The organism is Chromobacterium sp. LK1, assembly GCF_001043555.1.
Classification (GTDB): Bacteria; Pseudomonadota; Gammaproteobacteria; order Burkholderiales; family Chromobacteriaceae; genus Chromobacterium; species Chromobacterium aquaticum.
This window is the reverse complement of record NZ_LDUI01000025.1, coordinates 62,680-89,098: the sequence shown is the minus strand read 5'-3', so window position 1 is coordinate 89,098 and position 26,419 is coordinate 62,680. Positions and strand designations below refer to the sequence as shown.

The 26,419-nt window shown below is 55.1% G+C and carries 22 protein-coding genes, 2 tRNA genes and 1 pseudogene; 10 read left to right on the top strand and 15 right to left on the bottom strand.

Features of this window, described 5'->3' with window-relative positions; translation table 11 throughout:
• Positions 1-10: 10 nt before the first annotated feature.
• From grxC to VI26_RS11715, 4 genes are all read left to right on the top strand, one after another.
• Positions 11-268, top strand: coding sequence for a glutaredoxin 3 (gene grxC / locus VI26_RS11730; RefSeq protein WP_048409928.1), 258 nt, complete (start codon positions 11-13; stop codon positions 266-268).
• A 130-nt stretch (positions 269-398) separates the two neighbouring features.
• Positions 399-851, top strand: coding sequence for a protein-export chaperone SecB (gene secB / locus VI26_RS11725; protein WP_048409927.1), 453 nt, complete (start codon positions 399-401; stop codon positions 849-851).
• Between the two features lie 13 nt (positions 852-864).
• Positions 865-1,308 (top strand): SH3 domain-containing protein, encoded by a 444-nt coding sequence (locus VI26_RS11720; RefSeq protein WP_231581007.1) that lies wholly within the window; start codon positions 865-867, stop codon positions 1,306-1,308.
• Between the two features lie 9 nt (positions 1,309-1,317).
• Positions 1,318-2,322, top strand: a complete 1,005-nt coding sequence (locus tag VI26_RS11715) for an NAD(P)H-dependent glycerol-3-phosphate dehydrogenase (RefSeq protein ID WP_048409925.1) — start codon at positions 1,318-1,320, stop codon at positions 2,320-2,322.
• A 577-nt stretch (positions 2,323-2,899) separates the two neighbouring features.
• On the opposite strand, the gene VI26_RS11710 is transcribed toward VI26_RS11715, so the two are convergent.
• From VI26_RS11710 to mobV, 4 genes are all read right to left on the bottom strand, one after another.
• Positions 2,900-3,808 carry a DMT family transporter gene (locus tag VI26_RS11710; RefSeq protein WP_048409924.1) on the bottom strand — a complete coding sequence of 303 codons (909 nt, stop codon included), beginning with the start codon at positions 3,806-3,808 and terminating at the stop codon, positions 2,900-2,902.
• Positions 3,809-3,905: 97 nt separating this feature from the next.
• Positions 3,906-5,006, bottom strand: a complete 1,101-nt coding sequence (locus tag VI26_RS11705; protein WP_053074373.1) for an NAD/NADP-dependent octopine/nopaline dehydrogenase family protein — start codon at positions 5,004-5,006, stop codon at positions 3,906-3,908.
• A gap of 491 nt (positions 5,007-5,497) precedes the next feature.
• On the bottom strand, positions 5,498-5,821 hold the full coding sequence (locus tag VI26_RS24525) for a hypothetical protein (RefSeq protein WP_156183848.1): 324 nt from the start codon (positions 5,819-5,821) through the stop codon (positions 5,498-5,500).
• A 227-nt stretch (positions 5,822-6,048) separates the two neighbouring features.
• Positions 6,049-6,702 (bottom strand): MobV family relaxase, encoded by a 654-nt coding sequence (mobV, locus tag VI26_RS23885; protein WP_082151022.1) that lies wholly within the window; start codon positions 6,700-6,702, stop codon positions 6,049-6,051.
• 1,120 nt (positions 6,703-7,822) lie between these two features.
• On the opposite strand from mobV, the gene VI26_RS23880 reads away from it, so the two are divergent.
• Positions 7,823-8,830 (top strand): replication initiation protein, encoded by a 1,008-nt coding sequence (locus VI26_RS23880; RefSeq protein ID WP_082151021.1) that lies wholly within the window; start codon positions 7,823-7,825, stop codon positions 8,828-8,830.
• A 626-nt stretch (positions 8,831-9,456) separates the two neighbouring features.
• On the opposite strand, the gene VI26_RS11700 is transcribed toward VI26_RS23880, so the two are convergent.
• The 10 genes from VI26_RS11700 to VI26_RS11650 form a co-directional block, all read right to left on the bottom strand.
• Complete coding sequence (locus VI26_RS11700) at positions 9,457-10,008, bottom strand: hypothetical protein (RefSeq protein WP_048409923.1); 552 nt, start codon at positions 10,006-10,008, stop codon at positions 9,457-9,459.
• A 95-nt stretch (positions 10,009-10,103) separates the two neighbouring features.
• Positions 10,104-11,441 (bottom strand): phage integrase N-terminal SAM-like domain-containing protein, encoded by a 1,338-nt coding sequence (locus VI26_RS23875; RefSeq protein ID WP_082151020.1) that lies wholly within the window; start codon positions 11,439-11,441, stop codon positions 10,104-10,106.
• 81 nt (positions 11,442-11,522) lie between these two features.
• Positions 11,523-11,612: transfer RNA gene (locus tag VI26_RS11685), tRNA-Ser, on the bottom strand.
• Between the two features lie 113 nt (positions 11,613-11,725).
• Entirely contained in the window at positions 11,726-12,958 is a 1,233-nt protein-coding gene (locus tag VI26_RS11680; RefSeq protein ID WP_048409920.1) for a dicarboxylate/amino acid:cation symporter, read from the bottom strand.
• A gap of 353 nt (positions 12,959-13,311) precedes the next feature.
• Positions 13,312-13,590 (bottom strand): barstar family protein, encoded by a 279-nt coding sequence (locus tag VI26_RS11675; RefSeq protein WP_048409919.1) that lies wholly within the window; start codon positions 13,588-13,590, stop codon positions 13,312-13,314.
• Positions 13,581-14,033 (bottom strand): ribonuclease domain-containing protein, encoded by a 453-nt coding sequence (locus VI26_RS11670; protein WP_048409918.1) that lies wholly within the window; start codon positions 14,031-14,033, stop codon positions 13,581-13,583. Before VI26_RS11670 ends, VI26_RS11675 begins: the two co-directional genes overlap by 10 nt.
• A gap of 6 nt (positions 14,034-14,039) precedes the next feature.
• Positions 14,040-14,813: a glutamate racemase gene (murI, locus tag VI26_RS11665; RefSeq protein WP_048409917.1), complete on the bottom strand. Its 774-nt coding sequence runs from the start codon at positions 14,811-14,813 to the stop codon at positions 14,040-14,042.
• A gap of 10 nt (positions 14,814-14,823) precedes the next feature.
• Entirely contained in the window at positions 14,824-15,915 is a 1,092-nt protein-coding gene (apbC, locus tag VI26_RS11660) for an iron-sulfur cluster carrier protein ApbC (RefSeq protein WP_048409916.1), read from the bottom strand.
• Positions 15,916-16,116: 201 nt separating this feature from the next.
• Positions 16,117-17,454, bottom strand: coding sequence for a CoA-disulfide reductase (locus VI26_RS11655; protein WP_048409915.1), 1,338 nt, complete (start codon positions 17,452-17,454; stop codon positions 16,117-16,119).
• A gap of 179 nt (positions 17,455-17,633) precedes the next feature.
• A complete protein-coding gene (locus tag VI26_RS11650) occupies positions 17,634-19,028 on the bottom strand; it encodes an L-cystine transporter (protein WP_048409914.1) in 1,395 nt (464 codons plus the stop codon).
• Positions 19,029-19,613: 585 nt separating this feature from the next.
• Here VI26_RS11650 and VI26_RS11645 point away from each other — a divergent pair.
• The 5 genes from VI26_RS11645 to VI26_RS11625 all read left to right on the top strand — a co-directional run bounded on the left by VI26_RS11645 (position 19,614) and on the right by VI26_RS11625 (position 24,833).
• Positions 19,614-20,876 carry an MFS transporter gene (locus VI26_RS11645; RefSeq protein WP_048409913.1) on the top strand — a complete coding sequence of 421 codons (1,263 nt, stop codon included), beginning with the start codon at positions 19,614-19,616 and terminating at the stop codon, positions 20,874-20,876.
• A gap of 151 nt (positions 20,877-21,027) precedes the next feature.
• A complete protein-coding gene (metG, locus tag VI26_RS11640) occupies positions 21,028-23,088 on the top strand; it encodes a methionine--tRNA ligase (protein ID WP_048409912.1) in 2,061 nt (686 codons plus the stop codon).
• Positions 23,089-23,342: 254 nt separating this feature from the next.
• Positions 23,343-23,528 carry a hypothetical protein gene (locus VI26_RS11635; protein WP_019103612.1) on the top strand — a complete coding sequence of 62 codons (186 nt, stop codon included), beginning with the start codon at positions 23,343-23,345 and terminating at the stop codon, positions 23,526-23,528.
• A gap of 177 nt (positions 23,529-23,705) precedes the next feature.
• Positions 23,706-24,332 (top strand): VC0807 family protein, encoded by a 627-nt coding sequence (locus VI26_RS11630; RefSeq protein WP_197081445.1) that lies wholly within the window; start codon positions 23,706-23,708, stop codon positions 24,330-24,332.
• 424 nt (positions 24,333-24,756) lie between these two features.
• A tRNA-Met gene (locus VI26_RS11625) sits at positions 24,757-24,833 on the top strand.
• 165 nt (positions 24,834-24,998) lie between these two features.
• Here VI26_RS11625 and VI26_RS11620 read toward each other — a convergent pair.
• Positions 24,999-25,638 (bottom strand): annotated as a pseudogene (locus VI26_RS11620) (IS5 family transposase); the annotation flags it as partial.
• Between the last annotated feature and the right edge of the window lie 781 nt (positions 25,639-26,419).

The following is a 26,419-nucleotide window of genomic DNA, read 5'->3' as shown; positions in this document are numbered from 1 at the left end:
AGAGCCATTGATGAAACCCGTAACCATGTACACCACCGCGGTCTGCCCCTACTGCATCCGCGCCAAGCAAGTACTGTCCGCCAAGGGCGTGGCCGACATCAAGGAAATCCGCATCGACCTGGACCCGGTCGAGCGCGACAAAATGATGGATCTGACCGGCCGCCGCACCGTGCCGCAGATCTTCATCGGCGACACCCACGTCGGCGGCTGTGACGACCTGATCGCGCTGAACCAGGCCGGCAAGCTGGACCTGCTGCTGGCCGATTGAGCCCGCTTGCCCGCGATCAAGCCCCGGCTTGCGGGCGGTTGGCCCTGAACCGCTTTCGTGCGATGATGCAGGCCTGTTTACACCATTCCAAAACCGGCCGCTTGCGAGCGGCCTCCGTGTGAGAAAAGACATGAGCGAACAACAAGAGCTGCAACCGGCGTTCTCTATCGAGAAGATCTATGTGAAGGACATGTCCCTGGAAGTGCCGAACGCGCCGCAGGTGTTCCTGGAGCAAGAACAGCCGGAAATCGACATGCAGCTGGCCAGCGAAGGCAAGCAGCTGGACGATGGCTACTACGAAGTCACCCTGACCGTGACCGTGACCGCCAAGCTGCCGGAAAAAACCATGTTCCTGTGCGAAGTGGGCCAGTCCGGCATCTTCCAGATCCGCAACGTGCCGACCGAAGACATCGACCCGATCCTGGGCGTGGCTTGCCCCAACATCCTGTTCCCCTACGCGCGCGAAGCCGTGTCCAGCGTAGTGAACCGCGCGGGCTTCCCGCCGGTGCTGCTGTCGCCGATCAACTTCGAAGCCCTGTACATGCAGCAGCGTGCGCAACTGGCCGAAGCCGGCAACGCCTGAGGCGAAACCAGTGATGAAACGCCTCGTATACCCGCTGGCGCTGAGCCTGGGCCTGCTGGCCCACAGCGCGGCCGCTCTTGAGTTTCGCTCGGTCAAGGAAACCGGCGTGGCGCTGTACGAGGCGCCGGCGCTCACCTCGAAGAAACTGTTCGTGGTGAGCCGCTACTATCCGGTGGAAGTGCTGAGCAGCCAGAAGGAATGGTCGCGCGTGCGCGACGCCACCGGCGGCATCGCCTGGATTCCGGCGGCCGCGCTATCCAAACAGCGTTGGCTGCTGATCACGGTCGACAAGGCCGAAGTGCGCGCCACTCCGGCCAACGACGGCCCGCTGGCCTATACCGTGCCCAAGGATGGCGTGGTGGAATTGCAAGACCCGCCCAAGGGCGGCTGGGTCAAAGTGCGCCACCGCGACGGCAGCATCGGCTATGCTCGTATTACCGACCTCTGGGGCTTGTAAGGGCTACGCATGAAACTGGCCATCCTGGGCGCTGGCGCATGGGGCACCGCCCTGGCCATCGCCTTTGCCCGTCATCACCAAGTGACGCTGTGGGCGCGCGACGCCAACCAAGTGGCCGAACTGGCCGCCAACCGCGTCAATCGGCGCTATCTGCCCGACTGCCCGTTCCCGGATGCGCTCAAGCTATCCGCGGAACTGCCGCGCGCCATCCACGACGCCGAACTCATCCTCATCGTCACGCCGATGGCCGGGCTGCGTCCCACGCTGCGGGCGCTGACCGCCCTGTCCTCGCAACTGCCGCCGCTGCTATGGGCCTGCAAGGGCTTCGAAGCCGGCTCCAGCCTGCTGCCGCACCAAGTGGTGGCCGAGGAACTGCCGGCCAACCACCGCTGCGGCGTGCTGTCCGGCCCCAGCTTCGCGCGAGAAGTGGCTCAGGGCTTGCCGGCGGCGGCGGCCATCGCCTCCGACGACGAAGCCTTCGCCCGCCAAGTGGCGCGCGATCTGCACAGCCCGCTGCTGCGCCTGTACGCCAATGCCGACCTGGTGGGGGTGGAAGTGGGCGGCGCGGTCAAGAACGTGATGGCCATCGCCACCGGCGTGGCCGACGGCCTGGAATACGGCATGAACGCCCGCGCCGCGTTGATCACTCGCGGCCTGGCCGAAATCACCCGCCTGGCCACCGCGCTGGGCGCGAGCCAGCACACCATGATGGGCCTGGCCGGCATGGGCGACTTGATCCTCACCTGCACCGGCGCGCTGTCGCGCAACCGCCAGGTGGGTCTGAAACTGGCCGAAGGCAAGCCGCTGGCGCAAGTGCTGCAGGAACTGGGCCATGTCGCCGAAGGCGTGGCCACCGCCCGCGAAGTGCTGACCATGGCGGAGCGGCTGGAAGTGGACATGCCCATCACCGCCGCGGTCTGCGGCCTGCTCTACCAGGGTCATGACCCGCAGCAAGTGGTGCAGGGCTTGCTAAGCCGATCCCCCAAATCCGAGGATGGCGATCTGCTGCAGTGAGCCAGGCGCCGGCGCCATCGGCTGGATGCGAAAACGGACCGTTGCCCCAGGGCTTCGGTCCGTTTTTCATTGCCGGCGTGGTGTAGCGGGAGGTAACACCGCCCCTGCCTGTGTCAGCCACCACTATCCGCTGCAGGAATGGCTCCGGCAATATGCGCAGTGACTTGCCGGCGAAGTGCTGCCCTCATGGCACAGCGGCGCGGTACCGGTACGATGTCAGGCTCCTTGGCGGGCTTCTGGCGCCGTGGTTTGACAACGGCATTCAGGGGGGGCGGAGAGCGCTGGCGCATGCGGATCAGGGAAAAGCGGGTTTTGTGCCAGCCCGTCGTACTGCCAAATGGGTGCGGCAGGCGAATGACAGGGCTGACAGACCGGATACAGGCAACCGGTAGGTGCATAGCACCTCCCCGCCATCCGCCTGCCCTGTCGGGCTGGCAGAGACTCGTTGGTATTGGGCCGTCACCCCAATAGACGGTGGATGAGCTGACTCGCGGAGATTGTTACGGGTTGAGGCGGGAGGGTCAAGGCAGCACATCGGATCATGCCGAAGTTATGCCTTGACCAGGAGGCGGAGAAGCTATCGCGGCAGGGTGGCGGTTTGTTCCGGGGCTTTCAGTTTGGCCAGCAAGCTGACGGAGAGCACGATCACCGCGGCGCCAACCCAGAAACGGCCGCTGGGAGCATTGCTCCAGACCAGCCAGTCGGATAGCGCGGACAGAATGACGCCAGTGAAGATGAAGGGCGTGATCTCGCTGATATCGGACAGCTTGAAGGCCTTGGTGATGAAGATCTGAAAGGCCAGGCCGAAAATCCCCACCATCAGCAAGGACAGCGTATCTGTCCAGGAGGGCCATACCCAGCCGTAGGCGGTGAATAGCGGAATGGCGATGCTGCTGCTGGCATAGAAATAGAAAATGATTTCTAGTGCGGAATGGTCCTTGCTCAGTTGCTTGATGCCGATATAGGCCAGCGCGGCAAAGGCGGCGCTCAATACTCCTATCGACAGATACAGGCTGTTGATTTCGGCTTGCGGCGTGTAAAAGATGATGCAAATGCCGGCAAAGCCCAGCACCGTGCACAAGATGGTGGACCAGGAGGTTCTGTTCTTGAAGATGAGCAGCATGAACAGCGGCACGAACAGCGTCGAGGTATTGGTCAGCAGGATGGCGGTGGACACCGGCAGGTATTTCAGGCTGTAGAACATGAGCAGCATACTGAGTAGTCCGGCCGCGTTTCTCAGTAGGCTGTATTTGAAGTTGTGCATCTTGAAATTGAACTGGGAGCTGTTGAACACGAAGGGCAAGATAAATAGCAGGCCGATGAAAAACCGGAAAAACAAAATTTGGCTGGGAGGAATATTGCTGGAGGAGACTTTGACGAACACTCCCATGATGACAATGCTGGCGTAGGCGATCAGCATGAATAAAATGGCTTTATGGAAGTGCTTGATTTTACCGAGAAAAGGGCGCTGGGACGGGGTGTGCATGAGCAACAAGCCTGTGTGTGATGGCCCCGACACTTGCCGTGGCGGGGCCGATAGGTGTGGCGGGATGGCAGTCGGGTTGGTTTGGCCTGTTACGACATCAGGCGGCGAGGGGTAGTCTGCCGTTGCTTAAGTAATGCTTGATGTCGATTAGGTCCATTCCGTCGAAGAAGTCGCTGGCAATCGCCCGTCCTTGCGAAAAATAGCAAGTATCGTTCAATACCGAAGAGAAGTAGATCAATGACTTCATTACGTTGGATTCATATCCGGCATGCAGACCCAAGCTATACCAAGGCAGCATCACATAGGGAATGTCTTGAGAAAGATAGCGCTCTTGCATTGAGACTGGGCAAAGCTTGAGCGTGTTGTGAGCCGGGGATTGGGTGAAAAAATCGTAATAAGATGTATAGCTGTAAGCATAAAACCGATTCATCAGCTCCAGGTAACTGGGCATCCTGAAGCCATAAATCTCACCTATTTTCATCCGGTCAGCGTCCAGGGTAGCAATGATATTGGCGATGTCGCGGCTGATGCCCTCCTTGTAAAAATAGAAATCAGCTCCGCCTTTGCCTATCCGGCCGGCATTGGTCACCATTAGGGTAGGGTGGCTGATGGCACTCGTGATATTGAGCCCCATTTCCAGTATGTTGGTGCTGGCTTGCAATTGCGAAGGAAAGTGTCCAGCTATCTTATTTTTAATGTATGAAGTATTGCATGCGGGCATGGCGGCGATATCAATTTTTTGCTTGATATCGATAATGTTGACCTCGCCGCCCTCTTGGGCGCGGCAGGCGTAAGGCAGTGAGGCGATGTCGGCAAGGTGGATGTCACGCTCCTTGCCGGCTTTGACCAACTCTTGATGAAAATAAAGTGAGCTGAAGTTACCGGCCAAGGTAATGACGATCTGTCCTTTTTTCAGGAAAGGCAGCATTTTCCTGAATTGAGGCAGGTGAGCATGGGTGGGGAGCGATAAGTAGATCACCTCGGCGCCCAGTAAAGCCAGCTCGATATCGGTGGTCAGTAGTTCTAACCTGGCACTGGCTTTTAGCTTGCCTTGTAGAGTGATGGTGTTATTGCGGATAGTGTGCAGATGCCCAGGATGGCTTTCATCCGCATGGAGCGTAACGGTATTGCCGAGCAAGGTCAGTTGGGCTGCAAGCGCTTGTCCACCGTGGCCACAACCAAGAATAGTTATGTTCATGTTGACTCTCCTTTAGCTGATCAATTACTAACCATGGAAGTAAATGCCTGTCGGCAGCTGATGTTTGACTTGCTTAAACCAACTTGCAGCAGGCTGTTTTATTGAAAACCCTACACCTGCTAAAGGGTCAATTATTGTTTTGTAAATATGTGGTAAACATTTTTGATTGTTTATTGCATTCTCGATTGGGTCTCGGCTTGTATGTGTTGACTGTTTTTAATGTGAATATATTTATTATATTGAAATTGGCTTGCACCCTTGGTGAGTCTTGGAACGGTCCGGATAAGCCTGTTCCAGTGTGCTGTGAGTGTTCTGTCGGCTTGCATGTTGGCGAAGGCGGGCTGAGGTGGGGTGCGGGCTGTTGCCGCTATGGGGGTCTGTTTGGACTGGCTTGGCCGTAGCGGCAATGAATGAGTGGGGCGCTTGCCGGCGCGGTGATGGCGCCTGGATGGGGAGAATGCTGGTGTGAAGGGTGGTTGGGCTGGCGGCGTTCAGGATGCGAAGTAGCGCCGCCAATAGGCTTCCCGGCATGCACTGTTGAAGCTGACTTGAGTGGGATGGATGGGAGCGCCAGGAGCTTGGCGCGTCACTTCGTAGCGGATCCAACATTCGGTGCAGGCGGCCTCGCTCGGGAAATCGTCCTGTTCCGTCATTCGCGTGACGATGGCTCCATCGTCAAAAACATAGGCCTGCTGTTCCGAGACAACCGTGTGACCCTGGTCGGTCCAACTGTTCCGGCTGGAGCTTTGCAGTCGAGCGCGACGTGGAGAAGGCGATCCCTGGATGGCGTTGACGTAGTTGACCAGATGGCTCATGCGGGCGCGGCTTGGGTTAGGTGTGGAAGGTAATGGTAGGCGCAAAAGGGGAAGGGGTGAAGCGTAAGGACAAAACAAAAAAGCCCTGATTGCTCAGGGCTTCAATGTCTGGTTCTGGCGGAGAGGGAGGGACAATTTGAGAACCTACCTAAACGTCAATACAATCAATGACTTGTAGCAGTAGAGAGTTAAAAAATTGCTACCACTTCTGCTACCATAGCACGAAATTAGCACTTTGGGCTTGGTTTTGCGTGCTTTTTGAGTTCATACAGAGCATTGCTTTGCTCTTCTATCTTCTGTTCTAATTCTTCTAGGTGATTTAATTTATTGTAGTATTTTGCTATCGTTTCGTGCTTTGCTTTTGAACCTGCTACGCCTCGTTGCAGACCAAAACAAGACATTGCGTCAGCGTAGTCTGTTTGTAGTTTTGTCAGTCGTTCTTTCGAGCCTACGAAGTAGCTACAATTTAACTTTCCCTTGTTATCTATCGGTTTTACCATTGCCGAGATATGAGGCGTTTTTTCGTCTAATTGTAAATTAGCGAAAACAATGTTTTCCTCTCCGTATTCTTTCTTCAAAAAATTAACATTCTCTTTAACCCAGGCCAAGAGTTTACTTTTGTTTTCGGCGAAAAATTCAGGGCTTGCTGTCAATAGTATTTCTAATCCTAGCACTGCGTTTTTTCTTATCTTCTTCGTTTTAGAATACTCTTCGTAATGATTTTTCATCACGGCTGTAAAATCATTAGAGCCTAAAAGTAGTTTTATGCTTTTGCTCTTGTCTGCGTTTGATACTTCTACTTTACGACATTGATGATTTTCACAGCGTTTGATACTGCCGAAGTTTTTATGCTTCTTTGTTCTTATGATTGCGTAAGCCATTTTTTATTCTCCGTTTTTAACATAGCTTCGCAGAACGTATAAAGAAGTCAACTAGAACAAATAGTTTTAGATTGATAGACGTAACGCCTTTGGCGTAACTCACTACGGAATTTTTTTCGCTTCGCTTCAAAATTCCAGTGAGCCAAGGGAAGGTTTCACCTTCCCTTGGAACCCTACCAAAACCATACGCTACGCTTTTGGGGGATGGATGGAAAATAAAAGAGAAAAAGTCAATGTTTCTTGTGGCAAAACGTTTTTAGATTTAGAAATATCTTGAAAACCTTACCTGCCAACGGTTTGGCGGGCCTTTCGCTCCCATAGGGGCATGAGCTGTGTAACTTCAGAGGGTTTTGATTTTTTATAATGTCAACACTTGACTACTGAAAATATCACATAGATTTTAACATCACTTGTCAAATTTATTGCCATCCTCCTTAAAAGGTTATGGTTTAAGTTGTTATGCTATGCCAGTCTATTTTGTTTTAAGCCATATTACTTTACTATCTATTTATAGCTTAAGGCATATCTTGATTACTACATAACACATCCAATTTCTTGGATAACGAAAAATTTACAGTTTAATTGAAAATTTTTTGCTTTAAGCATAATGAAAACGCCAAACGGTTATAGTTTAAGTATGTTAGCTTTGCCATTTTGGTTATGGGATAAGCATTATAGAAATACACGCCGAAAAGTAAAAAGTTATGGGATAAGCGAAAAGTATTGCTTTAAGAGCTGATTGTGGTTTTTCCGTTATGTAAGAGCAATTGGATTGTGTGATGGGTGCGAAAGCAAAAAGGAAATGAAATTTCCAAGAGCGGAGCGAGCGGGGTTTTTGAGGGGACGGGTAAGACTTTAATATCACTTTGGCTTTTTTGTTTAATGCTTGCCATTGAATAAAAAAGACAAAGCACCAGGTTGAAGGACAGTATGTCCTTTTGAGAAACAAATAAAAAAAGCCAGTAAGGTCATTGACTTCTCTGGCTTTTCTGTTATCTGTTTAGTTGTCCAAAAGAAACAGGTAAAGTTATTAAAGCAAAAAATTGTATAAAGTCAATAGTGTTGTGTAAATAATTTGGCTGTTTCTTCTTGAGAGAAATAACAAGAAGAGGAAACAATTATGTTAATCACAACATCAAGAAATTCAATAGAAGCATTCAATCAATCACTTCCAGCCAAAGTCAAAGCGTCTAATGATTTACAAGAAACAGGTTGTAAATTCTATAAGCGTGATACGGCTTTACAGTTCGATTATATTTCTCCAAACAATCTAGTTCAAAGTCATCTTTGTTTTGATATGGATGTCAATCAAGCATTGTTTGTTCTTGAAGACAATGTTGTTCCTATGCCTACACTCATCATCGAAAACAAAGACACAAAGAAGCGTGCTCATTTTCTTTATGAATTGAATACACCGATCCTGATGTTTGATAAAGCAAGCGATAAACCTAAAAGGTTTGCTTATGACGTTGAGCGAGGTCTTACGAAGTTGCTAAAAGCAGATGAGAACTTCAACGGGGTATTTATAAAAAATCCGAACAGCAGTAATTATACGGTTTATGATACAGGTTTGACTTACGACTTACACGACTTGAATGAGTATGTGCCTTTTCATCTTCTTAAAAAACAAAAACCTAAGTATGTGTCAAACCTGGGTAGAAACTGTCAATTGTTCGATTTATCAAGACATTGGGCTTACGCTAATGTTTTCGATTTCACAAACCTAAAAGATTTCCACTTTGCCGTTTTGGAAAAGCTTACACAATACAATATGGGCTTGGCTGTTGTTTTGGGTTTAAAAGAAATAGGCTACATAGCAAAAAGCGTCAGCACTTGGACGTGGAAGAACAAAGCGAATATCGTCACGAATGGCAAAGCAAGAGGCTCTGTAAGCGATTTCTTCGATGGGGAATGGGATAGCCTAACTCAACAGGAAAAACAGTCGCTAGGGGCTTCATACACGAACAGCAATAGGCAACATGATACAGAGCAGAAGATTGTAAGAGCAATTGATGAGTTGAAAAGACAGGGTAAGAAGATAACACAGCAATCTATCGCAACGGTTTCTGGTATGTCTGTTCTATCTGTAAAAAGAAAATGGAAGCAATTTCGAAACTACGGGCAATAAGCACTTCTGACTTAGTAGCAAATTGTTAAAATGGTATCATACGGTGTCATCAGGATAATTACCCTGTCTTATAGGGTGTTATGAAATGGGCAGGGCTTGATGAAACATAGAATAAAGGTGGCTTACAGATTGAATGAACAAAGGGGGCTTACAGAAAGAAAAGAAAGAAGAACTTAAAGAATTCTAAAGGAACTTGGAAAGAAAAATTTCGCGGAAATTTCGGAAATGATGTTGGGCGAAAAGAAAAAAGCAATATAACCTTATTGGTTTTCAAGTAAAACCATTGTTTTGATGATTTTGAAGTTATTGTAAACCTTGTGAAATAAGACTTCTGTGCGAAGCAGGAAAGCACTAGCAGTGCGTGATGCCTGATAAAAATTTGTGAAACAAATTAGGTGTGTTTTGAAGTTATAAAGAAAGACCAAACAAGATACGAAATTAAAAATAATTCAATTTAATTAAAAGTAATTAAATACGATTAGCAATAATTGACTTTAATTAAGATAAATTAACATTGACTAATAATAATTGAGATTGATTAAAAATAATTTGATTTAATTGAATTTTCTGTTGACTTTGTGGAAGTTCGATGAATAGCAATAAAACAAAAAACTAACAAAGCCCCTTCATCGGGGCTTTTTCAATTCTTCAAGCCTTTTTGCGTATTGCTTGTTTATCTTCGCTCTTAGCTTCTTCAACTCGTCAAAATAAACTTTTTCAGGGTCTTCAAACAGAAGGCCATCAAATGAAGATTGAATAACGAAATGCTTATGCAGATTATTTGATATTTTATCTCTTATGCTTTTAATCTTCTCCAGTGCTTCATAGTCGTAATAGATGCCGAACGCTTCAGCGTAATCTCTTGATAACTTACTATGAGAAACATCGAAAAGCATTTTTTCTGGTTCGTGCCCAATGTTATTTCTAACATTGACTAACTTCTTTATTTCTTTAGCCTCTTCCTCTGTAATTATTTTTTTACTTACAAGCAAGCCCCAAGCGTAATTATACGCCTGCCCCTTCTTCTGCTTTGACATATCACATTCAGGATATTTTGCTATAAGAAACGTTGCTTTGATCGAACCCATTACAAGCTTTTTTAAGTTCTCAACATAGAAGACTATCAAAGCCATTTCGTAAGTCCTGAACTTAATAATGTTTTTCTCTAAAGCTTTCATAACTACCCCATGACTGAATTTTTGTCATTTATAGCGCGCACGACAATAGCATGGCCAATTTAATTTACAAGGTTGATGTAAGGTTACAATACACTTCAGACCTTGTTTGCTTTGCTCTTTATGTCAATTTCAATCAACATCTTATCAATTATGGGAAAAGCTAACTCTGCTAATTTATCTACGTTAAACTTATTGCTGTAAGTTGATACGTTGACGTTATCTAATTCGTGTCCGAGAAGTTGGCAGCGTGGCTCAATCGGCATGCCGTTGCTCATCAAGTAATCATTCAAGAATTTACGCAATGAATGAAAAACCAACCTGTCACGATTTACATCATAACGTTCCATATGCCGTTTCCAAAACTTACTGACTCGTGAGCCATTGCCTCGTCCTTCAATCTCTATAAGATACGGAAACAGTCCGTTTTTCTTGTCTTTGATGAAATCCTGAAAGCCTAGTTCAAACAAAAACGGATGGAGGGGAATTTCTCGAACACCTGCTATCGTTTTGCTGTCTTTGATTTTGATATAATTTGTACCTGATGACGTTTTCTTGATGTCATCAAGACTTAATTTGCAAATCTCGCCAACCCTTGCTCCAGTCAAAAGACCAAGCAACGGCACCCAAAATTCGTGCGATTGCTTATACTTTCGCAACTCTTCCAGTTTAAACAATGCTTTGATTTCGTCGAGTTCGTAAATTTCATAGCCTGATTTGATTTTATCGGTCTTGCTGACTAACTGACGGCCTGACGCTGGGTTGCTGTCAAAGTAATAACCGTGTTTGATGGCAAAATTGAACAAGGCTCGAACGGTAGCAATCTTGTTTTCAATCGTTCGGGGTGTGTTCTTTGATTTGGCGAGATGTTCTAGAAATAACGTGACATCGCCTTTTCCAATTAAATGAACTTGACGATTTTTGACGAAGCGGGAAAATTCTTCGATATGCGTCTGATACGACTTTAACGTGGCTGACGAACGGGTTTTGTTGAGTAGTTTGTATTTGTCGAGCAATTCAAGCAATTTAAGGCTTGTAGAGCCGTTTTTGTCTGCTTGATGGGGATTGGGTACATCGTGGGGCGTAAAATCGCTTGTAGGGGCGTTTACGGGCAAGGAAAGGCTATTGACGAGATTCAGCAGGCTTTGAACATCGTGGGGATTGTTCGGATCGACCTTGACGCCCTGCAGTTGAGCACCGGAGGGGAACGTAATCCGTTCGACTTCAAGTTTGTTGAAGGTGCCGGACTTGAAGCCAGCCAGCAGGTCATCGAGGGAGGGGGCTTTTCGATTCATCATCAAGTTCGGATACAGAGCCAATGCTCGGAGCATAGCAGTATCCTTGTCGCGTGTCCGCAGACTGACCTTGATCTGACGCCCGTTGAGGCGGGTGTGAAGATAGTAAACACCACAACGCAAATAGACCGGTAGTTTCATCGGTAATTGCTACCAAATCTGCTACCAGTCTATTGTGCCAAGTTGACGATTTTACCAATAAAATCAACAACTTATCGTATTTGGCGGAGAGGGAGGGATTCGAACCCTCGGTACGCTCGCACGTACGCCTGATTTCGAGTCAGGTACATTCGACCACTCTGCCACCTCTCCGACTCAGAGTGGGGCATTCTATTGGGAGCGGGTTTGCCTGTCAATAGCCTTGTCGCAGCTAGCCATAAAAAACGCCGCCCGGAGGGCGGCGCATGGAACGGAACAGGCTTTGCTCAGTGCTTTTTCAGCTCGCCTTCCCACTTGGCCACCACCGCGGTGGCGATGGAGTTGCCCACTACATTGGTGGCGGAGCGGCCCATGTCCAGGAAGTGGTCGATGCCCAGCAACAGCAGCAGGCCGGCTTCCGGAATGTTGAACTGGGCCAGGGTGGCGGCGATCACCACCAGCGAGGCGCGCGGCACGCCGGCCATGCCCTTGGAGGTGAGCATCAGGATCAGCAGCATGGAGATTTCCTGGGCCAGCGTCAGGTCGATGCCGTAAGCCTGGGCGATGAAGATGACCGCGAAGGTGCAGTACATCATCGAGCCGTCCAGGTTGAAGGAGTAGCCCATAGGCAGTACGAAGCTGGCGATCTTGTTGGAGCAGCCGAAGCGCTCCAGCTGTTCCAGGGTCTTCGGGTAGGCGGCTTCGGAGCTGGCGGTAGTGAAGGACAGCAGCAGCGGTTCGCGCATCATGCCCATCAGCTTGAGTACGCGCGTGCCGATGAACAGGCCGCCAGCCAGGATCAGCAGGCCCCACAGGATGCCAATGGACAAGTAGAACTCGGCCATGAACTTGCCGTAGGTGGCGAGGATGCTCAGGCCTTCCTTGGCCACGGTGGCGGCGATGGCGCCGAATACCGCCAGCGGCGCGAACAGCATCACGTAGCTGGTCACTTTCAGCATCACGTGGGCCACCACGTCTATGGTGTCGATCAGCAGCTTGGCGCGGTCGCCCAAAGCAGCCATCGCGCAGCCGAAGAACACCGAGAACACCACGATCTGCAGAATCTCGTTGGTGGCCATCGCTTCAAACACGCTCTTGGGGATGGCGTGGGTGACGAAGTCCTTCACCGACAGCGCGCCGGCCTGGATGCCGCTGGTGGCGTGGCTGTCCGGCAGCGGCAGATTGAGCGCCATGCCCGGCTTGAGCAGGTTGACCATGATCAGGCCCAAGGTCAGGGACATCAAGGATGCGCTGATGAACCACAACATGGTTTTGCCGCCGATGCGACCCACGGTCTTGGCGTCGCCCATCTTGGCGATACCCACGATCAGGGTGGACACCACCAAGGGCGCGATGATCATCTTGATCAGGCGCAGGAAGATGTCGGTCAGGATGGAGATGTTGCTGGCGAAGGCCTTGATATCGGCTTCGCTGGCGGCGTTCTCGCGGTAGAGGTAGCCGGTGATGATGCCCAGCACCAGGCCGATCAGGATCAGCCCTGTGAGTTTTTTCGACTGCATTGAGAAGTTCCTACCTTTATTTAAGCGCGTTTTGATAACAACAAGACATGTTCGGAATGAAACAATGCCGGGGCCGGCCCGGGGGTGGAGGGCAGCCGCTTTGTGTGTCAAGCTTGCCGATGTAGTGATTAGCCTACATTCTTGTTTATTGATTTTATTGGCGTTACTGCCAGTTGTAGGACAGTTGTTGACCTATTTAGGGGTGGGATTATAGTGAATTAGCGAACGCTTGTCTTTGTCGTATTTCGAGTATTGAAATTCGTAGACGAGTGTGTATCGCGACGGGTGATGCCAATGCGCTTGCCGTCGGAATGCGAACCGCCGGCAGGGAGCCGGCGGCGATGGAATGGTGCTTAGTGGTGGATGTCCAGCGTGACGTCGCCGCGCTCCTCGGCCACGGTCTCCAGTATCTCCAGGATGGTGGCGTAGAGGTCCACGCCCAGCGCCTTGCGCGCTTCCTCGGTTTCGCGCCAGACGATTTCGTAAGCGCCTTGCACGTCATTGGCCAGGCAGTCGTACAGCGCGTCCAAATTGCGGCCGAAGTGGGCCGGCAGCCTGAGCTGGCGGATCAGCTCATCGAACAATTGATCCAGGCTCTTGATGTGGTGCAATTCGCAAACTCTCACTGACATGACGGCACCTCGATGAAGCGGTTGTAGTGGTCCACGCTGACGAAACGCTGGCCGCCGCGGGCGTAAACGATGCGGTAGGCGCCACGCTTGCCTCCTTTATAGTTCAGGTCGGCTTCCTGCCATTGGCCTTTGGGCAGGCGTTTCTCGTAATTGCCGAAGCGGTCGCCACCTATCGATTTGCCATTGAGGCCCGGCACGCTCCACAGACTGCGGCCGGGTTGCCAGCCGGCGTTCTTGGCCTGGCGCTTGGTGATGAACTGCGGCGGCAGTTGGCCGGTCTTGCCAAGCTGGCTCAATACGGTGCTCAGTTCGTTCTGATTCAGCCGATTGCCGGCCTGCTGATTGACCTGGGCGGCCACCAGCGAGCATTGCGGCAGCGCCCAGGCGGCGGGCGCGGTGATCAGACAGGCCAGCGCCAACAGGCGCGAGAGACGTGGAAGCATAGAGTTTCACTCCAGGGGCAGGGATTCAACCGGGTAATCAGCGCCGATCAGCAAGGGCAGGATGCGGCGCATGCCGCTGGCGTCGGCGTCGGTGGTGATGAAGCGATAGGCCGGCGTGGCGGCGGGGGGCGTGCCCGGCAGCAGCGATACCACGCGCCGGGCGATGGCTTCGGCTGGGTCGTACAGCGCGATGCCGTCGCCGGTCAGTTCGCGGATCAGCGGTTCCAGGAAGGGATAATGGGTACAGCCCAGCGCGATGTGGTCGATGTTCTCTTCCAGCAGCGGGCGCACGACCGCGGCCACCCGTTCGCGGGTGCGCGGGCTGTCCAGCTCTCCTGCTTCCACTTGTTCCACCCAGCCTTCACCAACGCGGCGCAGCACTTCAACATGGCCGGCGTGAGTATCCAGCAGCTTGCGCACCCGCTCGCTTTGCAGCGTGGCCTGGGTGGCCAGCACCGCGATGCGGCCGGTGCGGCTCATGGCCGCCGCCGGCTTGATCGCCGGTTCTATGCCCACCACGGGAATGCTGAGTTCGCGGCGCATGGCGGCGATGCCGGCGGTGGTGGCGGTGTTGCAGGCCACCACCAGCAAGGTGGCGCCCTGTTCTTGCAGGTAGCGGCCCATTCTGACGCTGCGCGCGGCGATGTCGCTGTGGCTGCGTTGGCCGTAGGGGCAGTAGGCCTGATCGGCCAGATAGGTGATGCCCCAGCCGGGCAGCGCGGCGCGGACGGCCTTCCATACCGAAAGGCCGCCGAGGCCGGAGTCGAACATCGCGATCATGATGCGTGGGTCAGTTGTTCTGGATGACGATCTTGGGAAATTTGCCGGAGAAGTCCTGGGCCTTTTCGCCCACCTTCACCGCCACTTTACGGGCGATGGCCTTGTACAGGTCCGCCACTTGGCCGTCGGGGTCGGCCGCCACCGTGGGCGTGCCGCTGTCCGCCGCCAGGCGGATGCCCATGTCCAGCGGCAGCGAGCCCAGCACTTCGACGCCGAAGTCCGCCGCCATCCGAGCCGCGCCGCCTTCCCCGAAGATGTGTTCGGCGTGGCCGCAGTTGGAGCAGATGTGGATGGCCATGTTTTCCACCATGCCCAGGATGGGAATGCCCACTTTCTGGAACATGGTGACGCCCTTGCGCGCGTCCAGCAGCGCGATGTCCTGCGGCGTGGTGACGATGACGGCGCCGGTGACCGGCACTTTTTGCGACAGCGTCAGCTGGATGTCGCCGGTGCCCGGCGGCATGTCGATCACCAGGTAATCCAGATTATCCCAGCGGGTGTCGTTGAGCAGCTGTTGCAGCGCCTGGCTGACCATGGGGCCGCGCCAGACCATGGCCTGGTCCGCGTCCACCAGATAACCGATGGACATGGTCTGCACGCCGTGGCTTTCCAGCGGCTTCAGGCTTTTGCCGTCCGGGGTTTCCGGGCGCTGACCCTGCAAGCCCATCATCAGCGGCTGCGATGGGCCATAGATGTCGGCGTCCAAAATGCCGACGCGCGCGCCTTCCGCTGACAGCGCCAGCGCCAGGTTGGCCGCGGTGGTGGATTTGCCGACGCCGCCCTTGCCGGAGGCAACGGCGATCACGTTCTTGACGCCGGAAAGCAGCGGCACGCCGCGTTGGGCGGAGTGGCTGGTGATCAGGCTGCCCACGCGCACGCTAAGCTTGCGTTGCTCGGCCAGCGGCGCCAGCGCGGCCTCGAAGCGCTGGCGGACGGATTCGTGCTGGCTGTTGGCCGGATAGGCCAACACCACGTCCAGCGACAGTTCTGCATCGCTGATCTTGATGTTTTTCACCGCCTTGGCGGCGACGAAGGGTTTGCCGGTGTTGTCGTCGATCAGGCTGGACACGGCTTCCAGCACTTGCGCATCGCTGAGTGACATACTGTTTTCGGTTCCCGTTGAAGACTGGAAAAGGCGGGTGAGTTTGGAGAGCATGGGGAGGACATCCGTTGAATCTTTGGCTGTCCGGCAGTTTACCCCAACTTGCCCGCGCTGGCATCGGCGCGGGCGGGGAGGGCAGGCGTGGTCGGGAGGGAAAAACGCTCGAGACCAACAGGTTTCGAGCATTTTTGCCGGTAGCGTTTATTTGACCACGTTGCCGGCGACGTTGAGCACGTCCCAGGTGCGGGCGAACGGCGGCGCGTAGCAGAAGTCCATCATGCCCAGCTCGCGCGCGCTGACGCCCTTGGCGATGGCCACCGCCAGCGCGTCCAGCCTATGCACCACATCGCCGTTGCGGCCTATCATCTGCGCGCCCAGCAAGCGCTGGCTGCCGGTTTCGTAGCAGAGCTTGACGTGGACTTCCGCTTGGCCCGGCACGTAGTTGGTGTGGTTCTTGTCCTTGACCAGCACGCTCTGGCAATCGAAGCCAGCGGCGCGCGCCTGCGCTTCGGACAGGCCGGTGCGCGCGGCGTCCAGGGACAGGACGCGCACCGCGGCGGAGCCCAGGGTGCCGGGATAGGCCTGGCGGCCGCCGGCCAGGTTCTCGCCCACCAGCCGGCCCAGCTTGTTGGCTCCGGTGGCCAGCGCCACATAGACCGGCTCGCCGGTCAACTGATGCGGCGCGGCGGCGCAGTCGCCGGCGGCGTAGATGTCCGGCAGGCTGGTTTCGCCATAGGCATTGACCACGATGGCGCCGTTGCCCAGCCGCTGCAGGCCGGCGTCGGCGGCGAAGGCGGTGTTGGGGCGGATGCCTATGCTCAGCACCACCAGATCGGCCGGGTATTCGCCGCGCTCGGTGAGCACGCTTTGCACCGCGCCGTCGCCGCGCAGCGCGGTGACGGCCTCGGACAGGTGCAAGGCCACGCCGTGTTCGCGCAGCTCTTGCTCCATCAGGCTGGTGATTTCGGCGTCGAAGGCGTCCGGCATCACCCGTTCCGCCAACTGGATCAGCCGCACGCGCTTGCCCAGGTGGACCATGGCTTCGGCCAATTCCAGGCCGATGAAGCCGGCGCCGATGATGGCGACCTCGCGTACCTCGTCGCGGGCCGCGGCCGCGCGCAGCGCCAGGCCGTCCTCCATCACCCGCAGCGTGTGCACGCCCGGCAAATCCAGGCCCGGCAGCGGCGGGCGGATTTCGCTGGCGCCGGTGGCGATCATCAGTTTGTCGTAAGTGGCGTCGAAGGCTTCGCCGTCCACCAGCCGACGCACGCGCACCCGCTTGGCCGCGGTATCTATGCTCAGTGCCTGATGTCCGGTGTGCACGCGGATATTGCGCTTGGCGAAGTCTTCAACGCTGAGTTCGGCCATATGGCCGGGATCGTCGAACTCGCCGCCGACGAAGTAGGGCAGGCCGCAAGCGCCGAAGGAAATAACCTCCGACATCTCGTAGACGTCGATTTCGGCTTGGGGCGCGCTGCGGCGCGCCTTGGCCGCCGCGCTCATGCCGGCGGCTTCGCCGCCGATGATGACGATTTTCATAGTGTGTTCCCGTCCGGTTTGTTGCTGTGCCGTATTGTATTGACTCGCCATGTGGCGGGTTCCGCCCGCATTGTGGGGTGGTTGGCGGCTTTAATGGAAAAACCGCCTAGTATGCTTGATTTACAGGCTGTAAATAGGCATTTCCAGGCGGTTTTCAAGGCGAAGTCTCGCGCAGCTGGTTAAGCCATCTCTTCGTCCAGGTTGATTTCGCGGTCGCTATTGAACACCTGCATATCGGTCTGGCCCAGCAGGCGGCTGGTCACGGTGCCGGCGGTGATGGAGCCGCTGACATTGAGCGCGGTGCGGCCCATGTCGATCAAGGGCTCGATCGAGATCAGCAGGCCGGCCAGCGCCACCGGGAAGTCCAGCGCGGACAGCACGATCAGCGCGGCGAAGGTGGCGCCGCCGCCAACGCCGGCCACGCCGAAGGAACTGATGGTGATGATGGCGATTAACGGCACGATGAAGTGCAGGTCCATTGGATTGACGCCCACGGTGGGGGCGATCATCACCGCCAGCATGGCCGGGTAGATGCCGGCGCAGCCGTTCTGGCCGATGGTGGCGCCAAAGGAGGCCGCGAAGTTGGCGATGCCGTCCGGAATGCCCAGCAGCTTGTTCTGCGTGGCCACGTTCATTGGAATAGAACCGGCGCTGGTGCGCGAGGTGAAGGCGAAGGTCAGCACCGGAATCACCTTTTTAGTCCAGCGCAGCGGGTTGACGCCGGCCAGGCCCACCAGCAGCAGGTGCACGGCGAACATCAGCAGCATCGCGCCATAGGAAGCCAGCACAAAGTTGATCAGGTTGACGATGTCGGCCCAGCTGGAACCGGACACCACCTTGGTCATCAGCGCGAACACGCCATAGGGTGTCAGGCGCAGCACCAGGGTCACCATGCGCATCACGATGGCCTGGGCCACGGCGATGAAGTGGCTGAAGCTGGCGAACAGCTCGGGCTTTTTGCGGGCGATGCCGGTGGCGGACAGGCCGATCAGCACCGAGAAGATCACCACCGCGATGGTGGAAGTCTTGCGCGCGCCGGTCATGTCCAGGAAGGGGTTGGCCGGCAGGAAGTCCAGCACCAGCTTGCTAAAGGACAAGTCCTCCACCGTGCTCAGATTCTTCACCAGCGATTCGCCGCGCGCCATTTCGGCGGCGCCGGCGGTCAGGCCCTCGGCGCTGAGGCCGAACAGATTGGCCATCAGAATGCCGGCGCCAGCGGCGAGCATGGTGGTGAACAGCAGCACGCCCAGCGTGGCGGCGCTGATTTTGCCCAGCGAGGAGCCGCCTTCCAGCTTCAGTAGCGCGGCGATGATGGACACCATGATCAGCGGGATCACGATCATCTGCAGCAGCTTCACATAGCCGGAGCCGATGATTTCGCACAGCTCCAGGCAGGCGGCCAGCGCCGGCGAGCCGGGTTGGGCCAGCCATTGCAGCGCTGCGCCGAAGGCGACGCCCAGCGCCAGGCCGGTGAAGACCCGCTTGGTGAAGGAAACGTGAGTGCGTTGCTGCTGCCACAGCAGCGCCAACAAGGCCAGCGTGACGGCTAGCGTGGCGATGACGGTCAAGGTCATGGATAACCCCTTAATCTATTTGGTTTTGTCGTCAGGTTTCACTGGCCGCCCGGGCCGGCTTGGCATCAAAGCTGAGGAACGGGTTTGGGGGAGGGGCGGCGAGCTGGGCTCAGCGTAGCGACGGCATGGCGCCGGCAGTTTGAGCGAGGTCAGACGAGCTTGGAATCCTGATAAAAAAAGCTTCACCCAGGCCGGGCGATGCTCTTGGGGTTCAAGCGCGACCAAGCTGGGGAATACGGCGAAAAGCGGCGATTTTACCGAGATTCCCTGATCTTTACTCATATTAATAAGAATAAGCTTATTGATTGTTTTTCTATCAGCCGCGCCTGCTTCAGGCTGGGGCTGCTTGGCGGAAGGGCGCATTGAGGTGACGCGCGTCTGCGCCGCCCGGCAGGCCTTGTCGGATGAATTGAAGTGATTGGCTTGCAAATCGCTGTTTTTATTGCGTTTGTGGCAAAAATTGCTTTGCGTGCCCGGCGTTCTGCGGGTACAATTGCGCCCCTTTTCGCTTTATTTGGCCCTTGTCCGTCCGGCCGCATGGGCAAGCGCGCCGCTTGCCGGTCTCAGAAAGGCTGCATCTCCCTAATGTCCGCTCCACACGTAAAACTTAGCCGTTCCAATCTATTGTTTCCGCTGGCCCTGGTCTTGTTCGAATTCGCCGTCTACATCTGCAACGACATGGTGCAGCCGGCGATGCTGGCGGTGACCCAGGAATTCATGGTCGACGCCTCCTGGGTGCCGGCATCGATGACCGCCTTCCTGCTGGGCGGCGCGCTGCTGTCCTGGCTGACCGGACCCCTGTCCGACCGCATCGGCCGCCGGCCGGTGCTGTTGTTTGGCGTCGCTTACTTCACCGTGTCCTGCCTGGCCACCTACCTGGTCAGCTCCATCGAGGCCTTCATCGCGTTGCGCCTGCTGCAGGGCATAGGCTTGTGCTTCATCAATGCCGTCGGCTACGCCGCGGTGCAGGAAGCGTTTGAAGAAAAAGCCGCGGTCAAGGTTACCGCGCTGATGGCCAATGTGGCGCTGATCGCGCCGCTGGCCGGCCCGCTGGCCGGCGCCGCGCTGATGGAGCTGGCTCCGTGGCGCACCAGCTTCCTGCTGATCGCCGTGCTGTCCTTCCTGGCGCTGTTGGGCCTGCTGTGGAAAATGCCGGAAACCACCCAGCCCAGTCACGAGAAGCTGCCGCTGGCGCGGATGGGCCGCGATTATCTGAAAGTGTTCGGCAACGGCCGCTTTGTGCTGTCCGCGTTGTGCATCCCGTTGCTGGCGTTGCCGCTGATGGGCTGGATCGCCATGTCGCCGGTCTTGCTGGTGCATGATCTGCACATGAGCGCGCTGGAGTATGGCCTGATGCAGCTGCCGGTATTCGGCGGCCTGATCGCCGGCAATCTGGCGCTGGTGCTGGTGGCGGGGCGCTGGCCGCTGGGCCGTTCCGCGCTGATCGGCATGTGGCCCATCGTGCTTGGCCTGAGTCTGATGCTGTCCGGCGTGCTGTGGTCCGCGCACCCGCAGTACTTCATGGTGGCCGGCATGACGCTGATGGCTTTCGGCGAAGGCCTGGCCTTCGGCGTGCTGTACCGCTTCGCGCTGATGTCCTGCGACTCCGCCGGCAAGGGCACGGTATCGGCCAGCATGAGCATGTTGTCCATGGCCGGTTACGCGCTGGGCGTGGAGATGTTCCGCATCGCTTACCAGCAGGCTGGCATGCTCGGTTTCGCCTGCCTGTCGCTGGCCTTCTCCCTGGCCTATGTGCAAGTGGCGCGCCGCACCGTGCGCTGGGCGATGCTGGAGCGCGCGCAGCAGGCAGAAACCAAGCAAGCGGAGCTGGCCGGCCAGGGTTCTTGATCCCGGAGCCCGCTGCGCGGACAAAGCCCGGCCCGCGGATGCGGCCGGGCTTTGTCATGATGGTCGTGGTTTCCCGGATATCCGCCGTGACCGCCGGGGGCGACTGCCTCTATAATCGATCGTTTCAGATCGCACCTTTGGAACAATCCTAATGAGCAAACGCAAGATTCTGGTGACCAGCGCACTGCCTTACGCCAACGCGGGGCTGCATCTGGGTCACATGCTGGAACAGATTCAGACCGATATCTGGGTGCGCTTCCAGAAGATGCGCGGCCACGAATGCTATTACGTCTGCGCCGACGACACCCACGGCGCCCCCATCATGCTGGCGGCGGAAAAACAGGGCATCACCCCGGAACAGCTGGTGGACAGCGTGCGCGAACTGCACCTGGCGGATTCCCAGGGCTTCCTGATCGGCCACGACAACTACTACAGCACCAACAGCCCGGAAAACAAGGCGCTGGCGGAGCAGGTGTATCTGGCACTGAAAGCCGACGACAAGATTGCCTGCCGCACCATCGAGCAGCTGTTTGACCCGGAAAAGCAGATGTTCCTGCCGGACCGCTTCGTCAAGGGCGAATGCCCCAAGTGCAGCGCCAAGGATCAATACGGCGACAACTGTGAAGTCTGTGGTGCCACTTACAACCCCACCGAACTGAAGAACCCGTACTCGGCGGTGTCCGGCGCCAAGCCGGTACTGAAAACCTCCGAGCACTATTTCTTCCGCCTGGGCGAATGCGCCGACTTCCTCAAGCAGTGGACCGGCGGCAGCAGCGTGCGCGCCGATGGCGTGACCCAGCCGCACTTGCAGCCGGAATCGCTGAACAAGATGAACGAATGGATCTCCGGCGGCCTGCAGGACTGGGATATCAGCCGCGACGCGCCGTACTTCGGTTTCGAGATTCCGGGCGCGCCGGGCAAGTATTTCTATGTGTGGCTGGATGCGCCCATCGGCTACATGGCCAGCTTCAAGAACCTGTGCGAGCGCAGCGGCCTGAATTTCGACGAGTGGTTCGGCAAGGGTAGCCAGGCCGAGATGTACCACTTCATCGGCAAGGACATCCTGTACTTCCACGCATTGTTCTGGCCGGCGATGCTGAACTACTCCGGTCTGCGCGCGCCCACCGGCGTGTTCGCCCACGGCTTCCTCACCGTGGATGGACAGAAGATGTCCAAGTCGCGCGGCACCTTCATCCAGGCCAAGAGCTATCTGGATTGCGGCCTGAATCCGGAATGGATGCGCTATTACATCGCCGCCAAGCTCAACGGCCGCATCGAAGACATCGACCTCAACCTGAACGACTTCGTTGCACGGGTGAATTCCGACCTGGTGGGCAAGTTCGTCAACATCGCCAGCCGCTCCGCCGGCTTCATCGCCAAGCGTTTTGACGGCATGCTGGCCAGCCAGGTCAGCGACGGCGACATCCTTGCCAAGCTGCAAGCCGCCGCCGATGAACTGGCCGCCGCCTTCGAGGCGCGTGAATACGCCAAGGCGCTGCGCGACATCATGGCGCTGGCCGACGTGGTCAACGCCTACGTGGATGCCAACAAGCCGTGGGAACTGGCCAAGCAGGAAGGCCAGGACGCGCGTCTGCAGGAAGTCTGCACCGTGTTGATCAACGCCTTCCGCCTGCTCACCATCTACCTGAAGCCGGTGCTGCCCAAGCTGGCCGAGGGCGTGGAAGCCTTCCTCGACGTAACGCCGCTGGGTTGGAGCGATGCCAGCAGCCTGCTGCTGGGCAAGAAGATCAACGCCTACCAGCACTTGATGCAGCGCATCGACCCGGCCCTGATAGACAAACTGATAGAAGCGAACAAACAGAATATGCAAGCCACCGCAGACACTCCGGCCGCGGCTCAATACGAGCCGCTGGCCGAAACCATCAAGATCGACGACTTCGCCAAGCTGGACCTGCGCATCGGCAAGGTGCTGGAGTGCAACTTCGTCGAAGGCTCGGACAAACTGCTGCAGTTCACCGTGGACCTGGGCTTTGAGAAGCGCAACATCTTCTCCGGCATCCGCAAGGCCTACCAAGAGCCGGAAAAACTGGTGGGTCGCAATGTGGTGGTGGTGGCCAATCTGGCCGAGCGCAAGATGCGCTTCGGCGTGTCGCAGGGCATGATTGTTTGCGCCTCTGGCCAGGACGACAGCGAAGGCTTGTTCCTGCTGGACGCGGACCAGGGCGCCAAGCCCGGCATGCGCATAGGTTGAGCCTTAGTTCCTAATCCCGACTGTTCTTTTTGCTAGTTGGGTCCCACGGCCCCTGCTGTCATATTGGCATGCAGGGGCCGCGTCATTTCGCGGCCCCGAAACCTTCACCGGGCTGTCATCTGCGACTGTTACAGTCATCGCAAGTCAAATGCGACACATTCTCGGGCAGCTGGCGGAACTTCTGAAAATATGGTATGTCTCTAGATGAAATGAATTTTAAACAACCCAAAAACAAGAAAAAGGAATGAACCATCATGAAAATTTCTCAACTGAAACCCGGCTACAAAATCCTTGAGCACAAGGACAGTGGTTCCACCATGCATTACGAAGTAGTCAGCATCCGACAGGTGGGCAAGATGTTCGAAGTCACCTTCAAGTCCGCCTTGGGCCTTGCCAGCGCGCTTTATCCGGCCAATGCCTTCATCCAGGCTGCCGCCTGATGCCATCCCCCTGCGTTTGTCCATTCCATTGCGCAGATTACAGATGAAGCCCCGCAAAATGCGGGGCTTTGTTTTTGCGCCCAGCCTCGATTGATCCTTGCAAAAAACTCAAGTCACACCAGTTGACGTTTCAATGCAAATTGTTCATGCTGTTCGCATTTGATGGCGAGAGCAAACGTGCCGCAACGAGCAAAACTGATACTGGAAATCATCATCAATTTCCTGCTGCCCTGGCTATGCTACCGCTATGGCGAGCCGCGCTGGGGTGAAGCCGGCGCGCTGATGTTTTCGGCATTGCCGCCGATATTATGGAGCATGGCCGAGTTGCTGCGCTTCCGGCGCGTGGATGCGCTGAGCCTGCTGGTGTTGCTGGGCATTGCCTTGTCTCTGCTGGCAATGCTGCTAGGCGGCGATGCGCGCTTGCTGCTGCTGCGCGAGTCCTTGGTCACGGGCCTGATAGGCTGCGCTTTCCTCGCGTCTTTGCTGATTGGACGGCCGCTGGTGTTTTATCTGGCGCGCGCGACCCTGGCTCGGGAGTCGGCGCAGGGGCGTGAACGTTTCGAGCGTTTGTGGGGCTTGGATGGCTTCCGCGGAGCCATACGGCAGATGACCTTGTGGTGGGGGCTGGGCCTGAGCCTGGAGGCGGGCGCTCGCGTTTACATGGCCTGGATCTGGAAAGTGGAGCGAGTGCTGTTGGTGGCGCCCTTCATCAGCTATGGCGTGATGGGCGCCTTGTGCTTGATGACCTTGCTGTACCGGCGCCGGATGCGCCGTGCCGCCGAAGCGGCCTTGGCCGCTTCTTGAACTTGTTTGGCTTTGGACAAAAAAAAAGGGGCCGCATAAGCGGCCCGAAGTTCCGTGATGAACACTTAGGAGGAAAGACACGGCTGCTTGGTGTGCGGCTTCGCTGGCAGTCGAAGCCACAGCGGCAATGTCTTCCAAAATGCACAAGATCGCGCCCGCATCGGCAGAGCCTGTTGGCAGACAGGCGGCTGACTTCTCGGGCCGCAGTTGCTCGGGGAGAACAACTGCGCTGACCTTGAGTTCACTTTAGACGGTCTTTGTTGATCAGGTATGTGGCGGCTCGGATCAACTGTTAATAAATATGAATCATCTTTGTTCGAACAGTATTTTCGAGGCAGAGTGGTTTTTTCTAAAACGGCTTGACGGCATGAATCCCACAGGGTATAGTTCGCTCCTCTGCACGAAACACGGCAGACAGATCAGGCGCGGGGTGGAGCAGTCTGGTAGCTCGTCGGGCTCATAACCCGAAGGTCGTAGGTTCAAATCCTGCCCCCGCAACCAGTTATATAGTAGTAAGCAAGTTAGCCACCGGACCGGTGGCTTTTTGCATTTCTGCCCACCGTTTGCCATTTTCGTCTCTGACGATCCACACCGGTCCGAACATGTCATGCAGTATCGTTCGCACCTCTGCTTGCTCTGATACTAGAGCCACCTCTAAGAGCCTGTTTACGATCTCCGGAGCAATAGAGCCAGGAAAGCCAAGTGGATGAACTGCAAGCTGGTATTCAGCTTCCGCTCGCAGTTCTTCCACAGTCTTCTGCTCTTTTCCAACCATGCGAAGCTGCGCTCAACAATCCATCGTTTGGGCATCACCTTGAACGTATGCAACTCGCTTCTCTTGGCAATCTGTACCGTCACATACCCGCCCAGAATCTCCCGCACTCCCTGCGCGAAGGGCTGGCCCACGTAGCCGCTGTCGCACAGCAGGCTTTGCACCCGCTTGAGCCCACTCTGGCAGCGCGCTAGCGCTTTGAGGGCTCCTTTGCGATCAGTCACCTCCGCTGTAGTCACTGCTACCGCGTGCGGTAAGCCCTGGGTATCCACTACGATATGGCGTTTGATGCCTGATATCTTCTTACCCGCGTCGTAGCCTTTTAACCCTGCTGTATCAGTGTTCTTCACGCTCTGCGCGTCCACGATCAAGAGCGTGCTTGAGGCGTTCCGCCCCAGTTTCTCTCGGGCCGCGCCAACCTGATTTTTTTAATGCCAACTCCAACACGCTTACGCCGTGCAAGTCAGGTGCAGTCCATTTTCGCCAATACGCATAGACGTTCTGCCACTTGGGAAAGTCAGGCGGTATGGTTTTTCTTGGCATGGGTGAGATGGCTTCATATTCTTCGTCGTTGTGTGATTCAATCGGCGAAGAAATGAGCCCACCTTCCATTGTCTGAGCCCCCGAATTGTCATCATTGTTTGCATATACGGTAGGGGTACGTATTGCTAAAAAAATGACTATATAGATACTCGCTTTAGTCATGGCTTTTGCCTTTGAATTTAAGTTTGATAAATTAAATTTTAGTTTCGTTTTTAAGTTTTTCAGAACTGAAATACACCTACTCTCGTCTGTTTGCAATGGGGCACTGCATGGATTTTTATGAGAAAAAGAAGTTGTATGTCTATGCATGTGGCACGACCCCTGATAGAGCTGATGAACGCGGGCCGGTCTACGTTCAAAGTGCATGTTTATTAGCATCTAAATTCAAGAGTAAGTTTTTTTCAATTACTTATGTTGTTTTTGACTTCTGCGTGGGTTTTGGAATTGCCCAGAAGAATAAATCTTATCTGCGATTTTTGACTTTACTGCCTGCGCTCAGGGGGTGTGGCTCCGCCTTTTTGATACCGCATTAAAATAAGGGCGACGATAATTTTGATTAATGTTTGAACATTACTGCTGGCCGGTTACGGCTTGTAACTGTCTATTAGTGCAGTTTTTTTGCTGAATCCCGGTGTAAAGTTTTTTGGCTATATATCGACTGAATTTATGTTTTCATTTAATTATTTATTTTTTAATTTATTCTTTTCGCATTTTTTGGTTCGCTGTATATAAATCCCTGCACTTGATTCCTATCCTTTTCTAAGCTGGAATC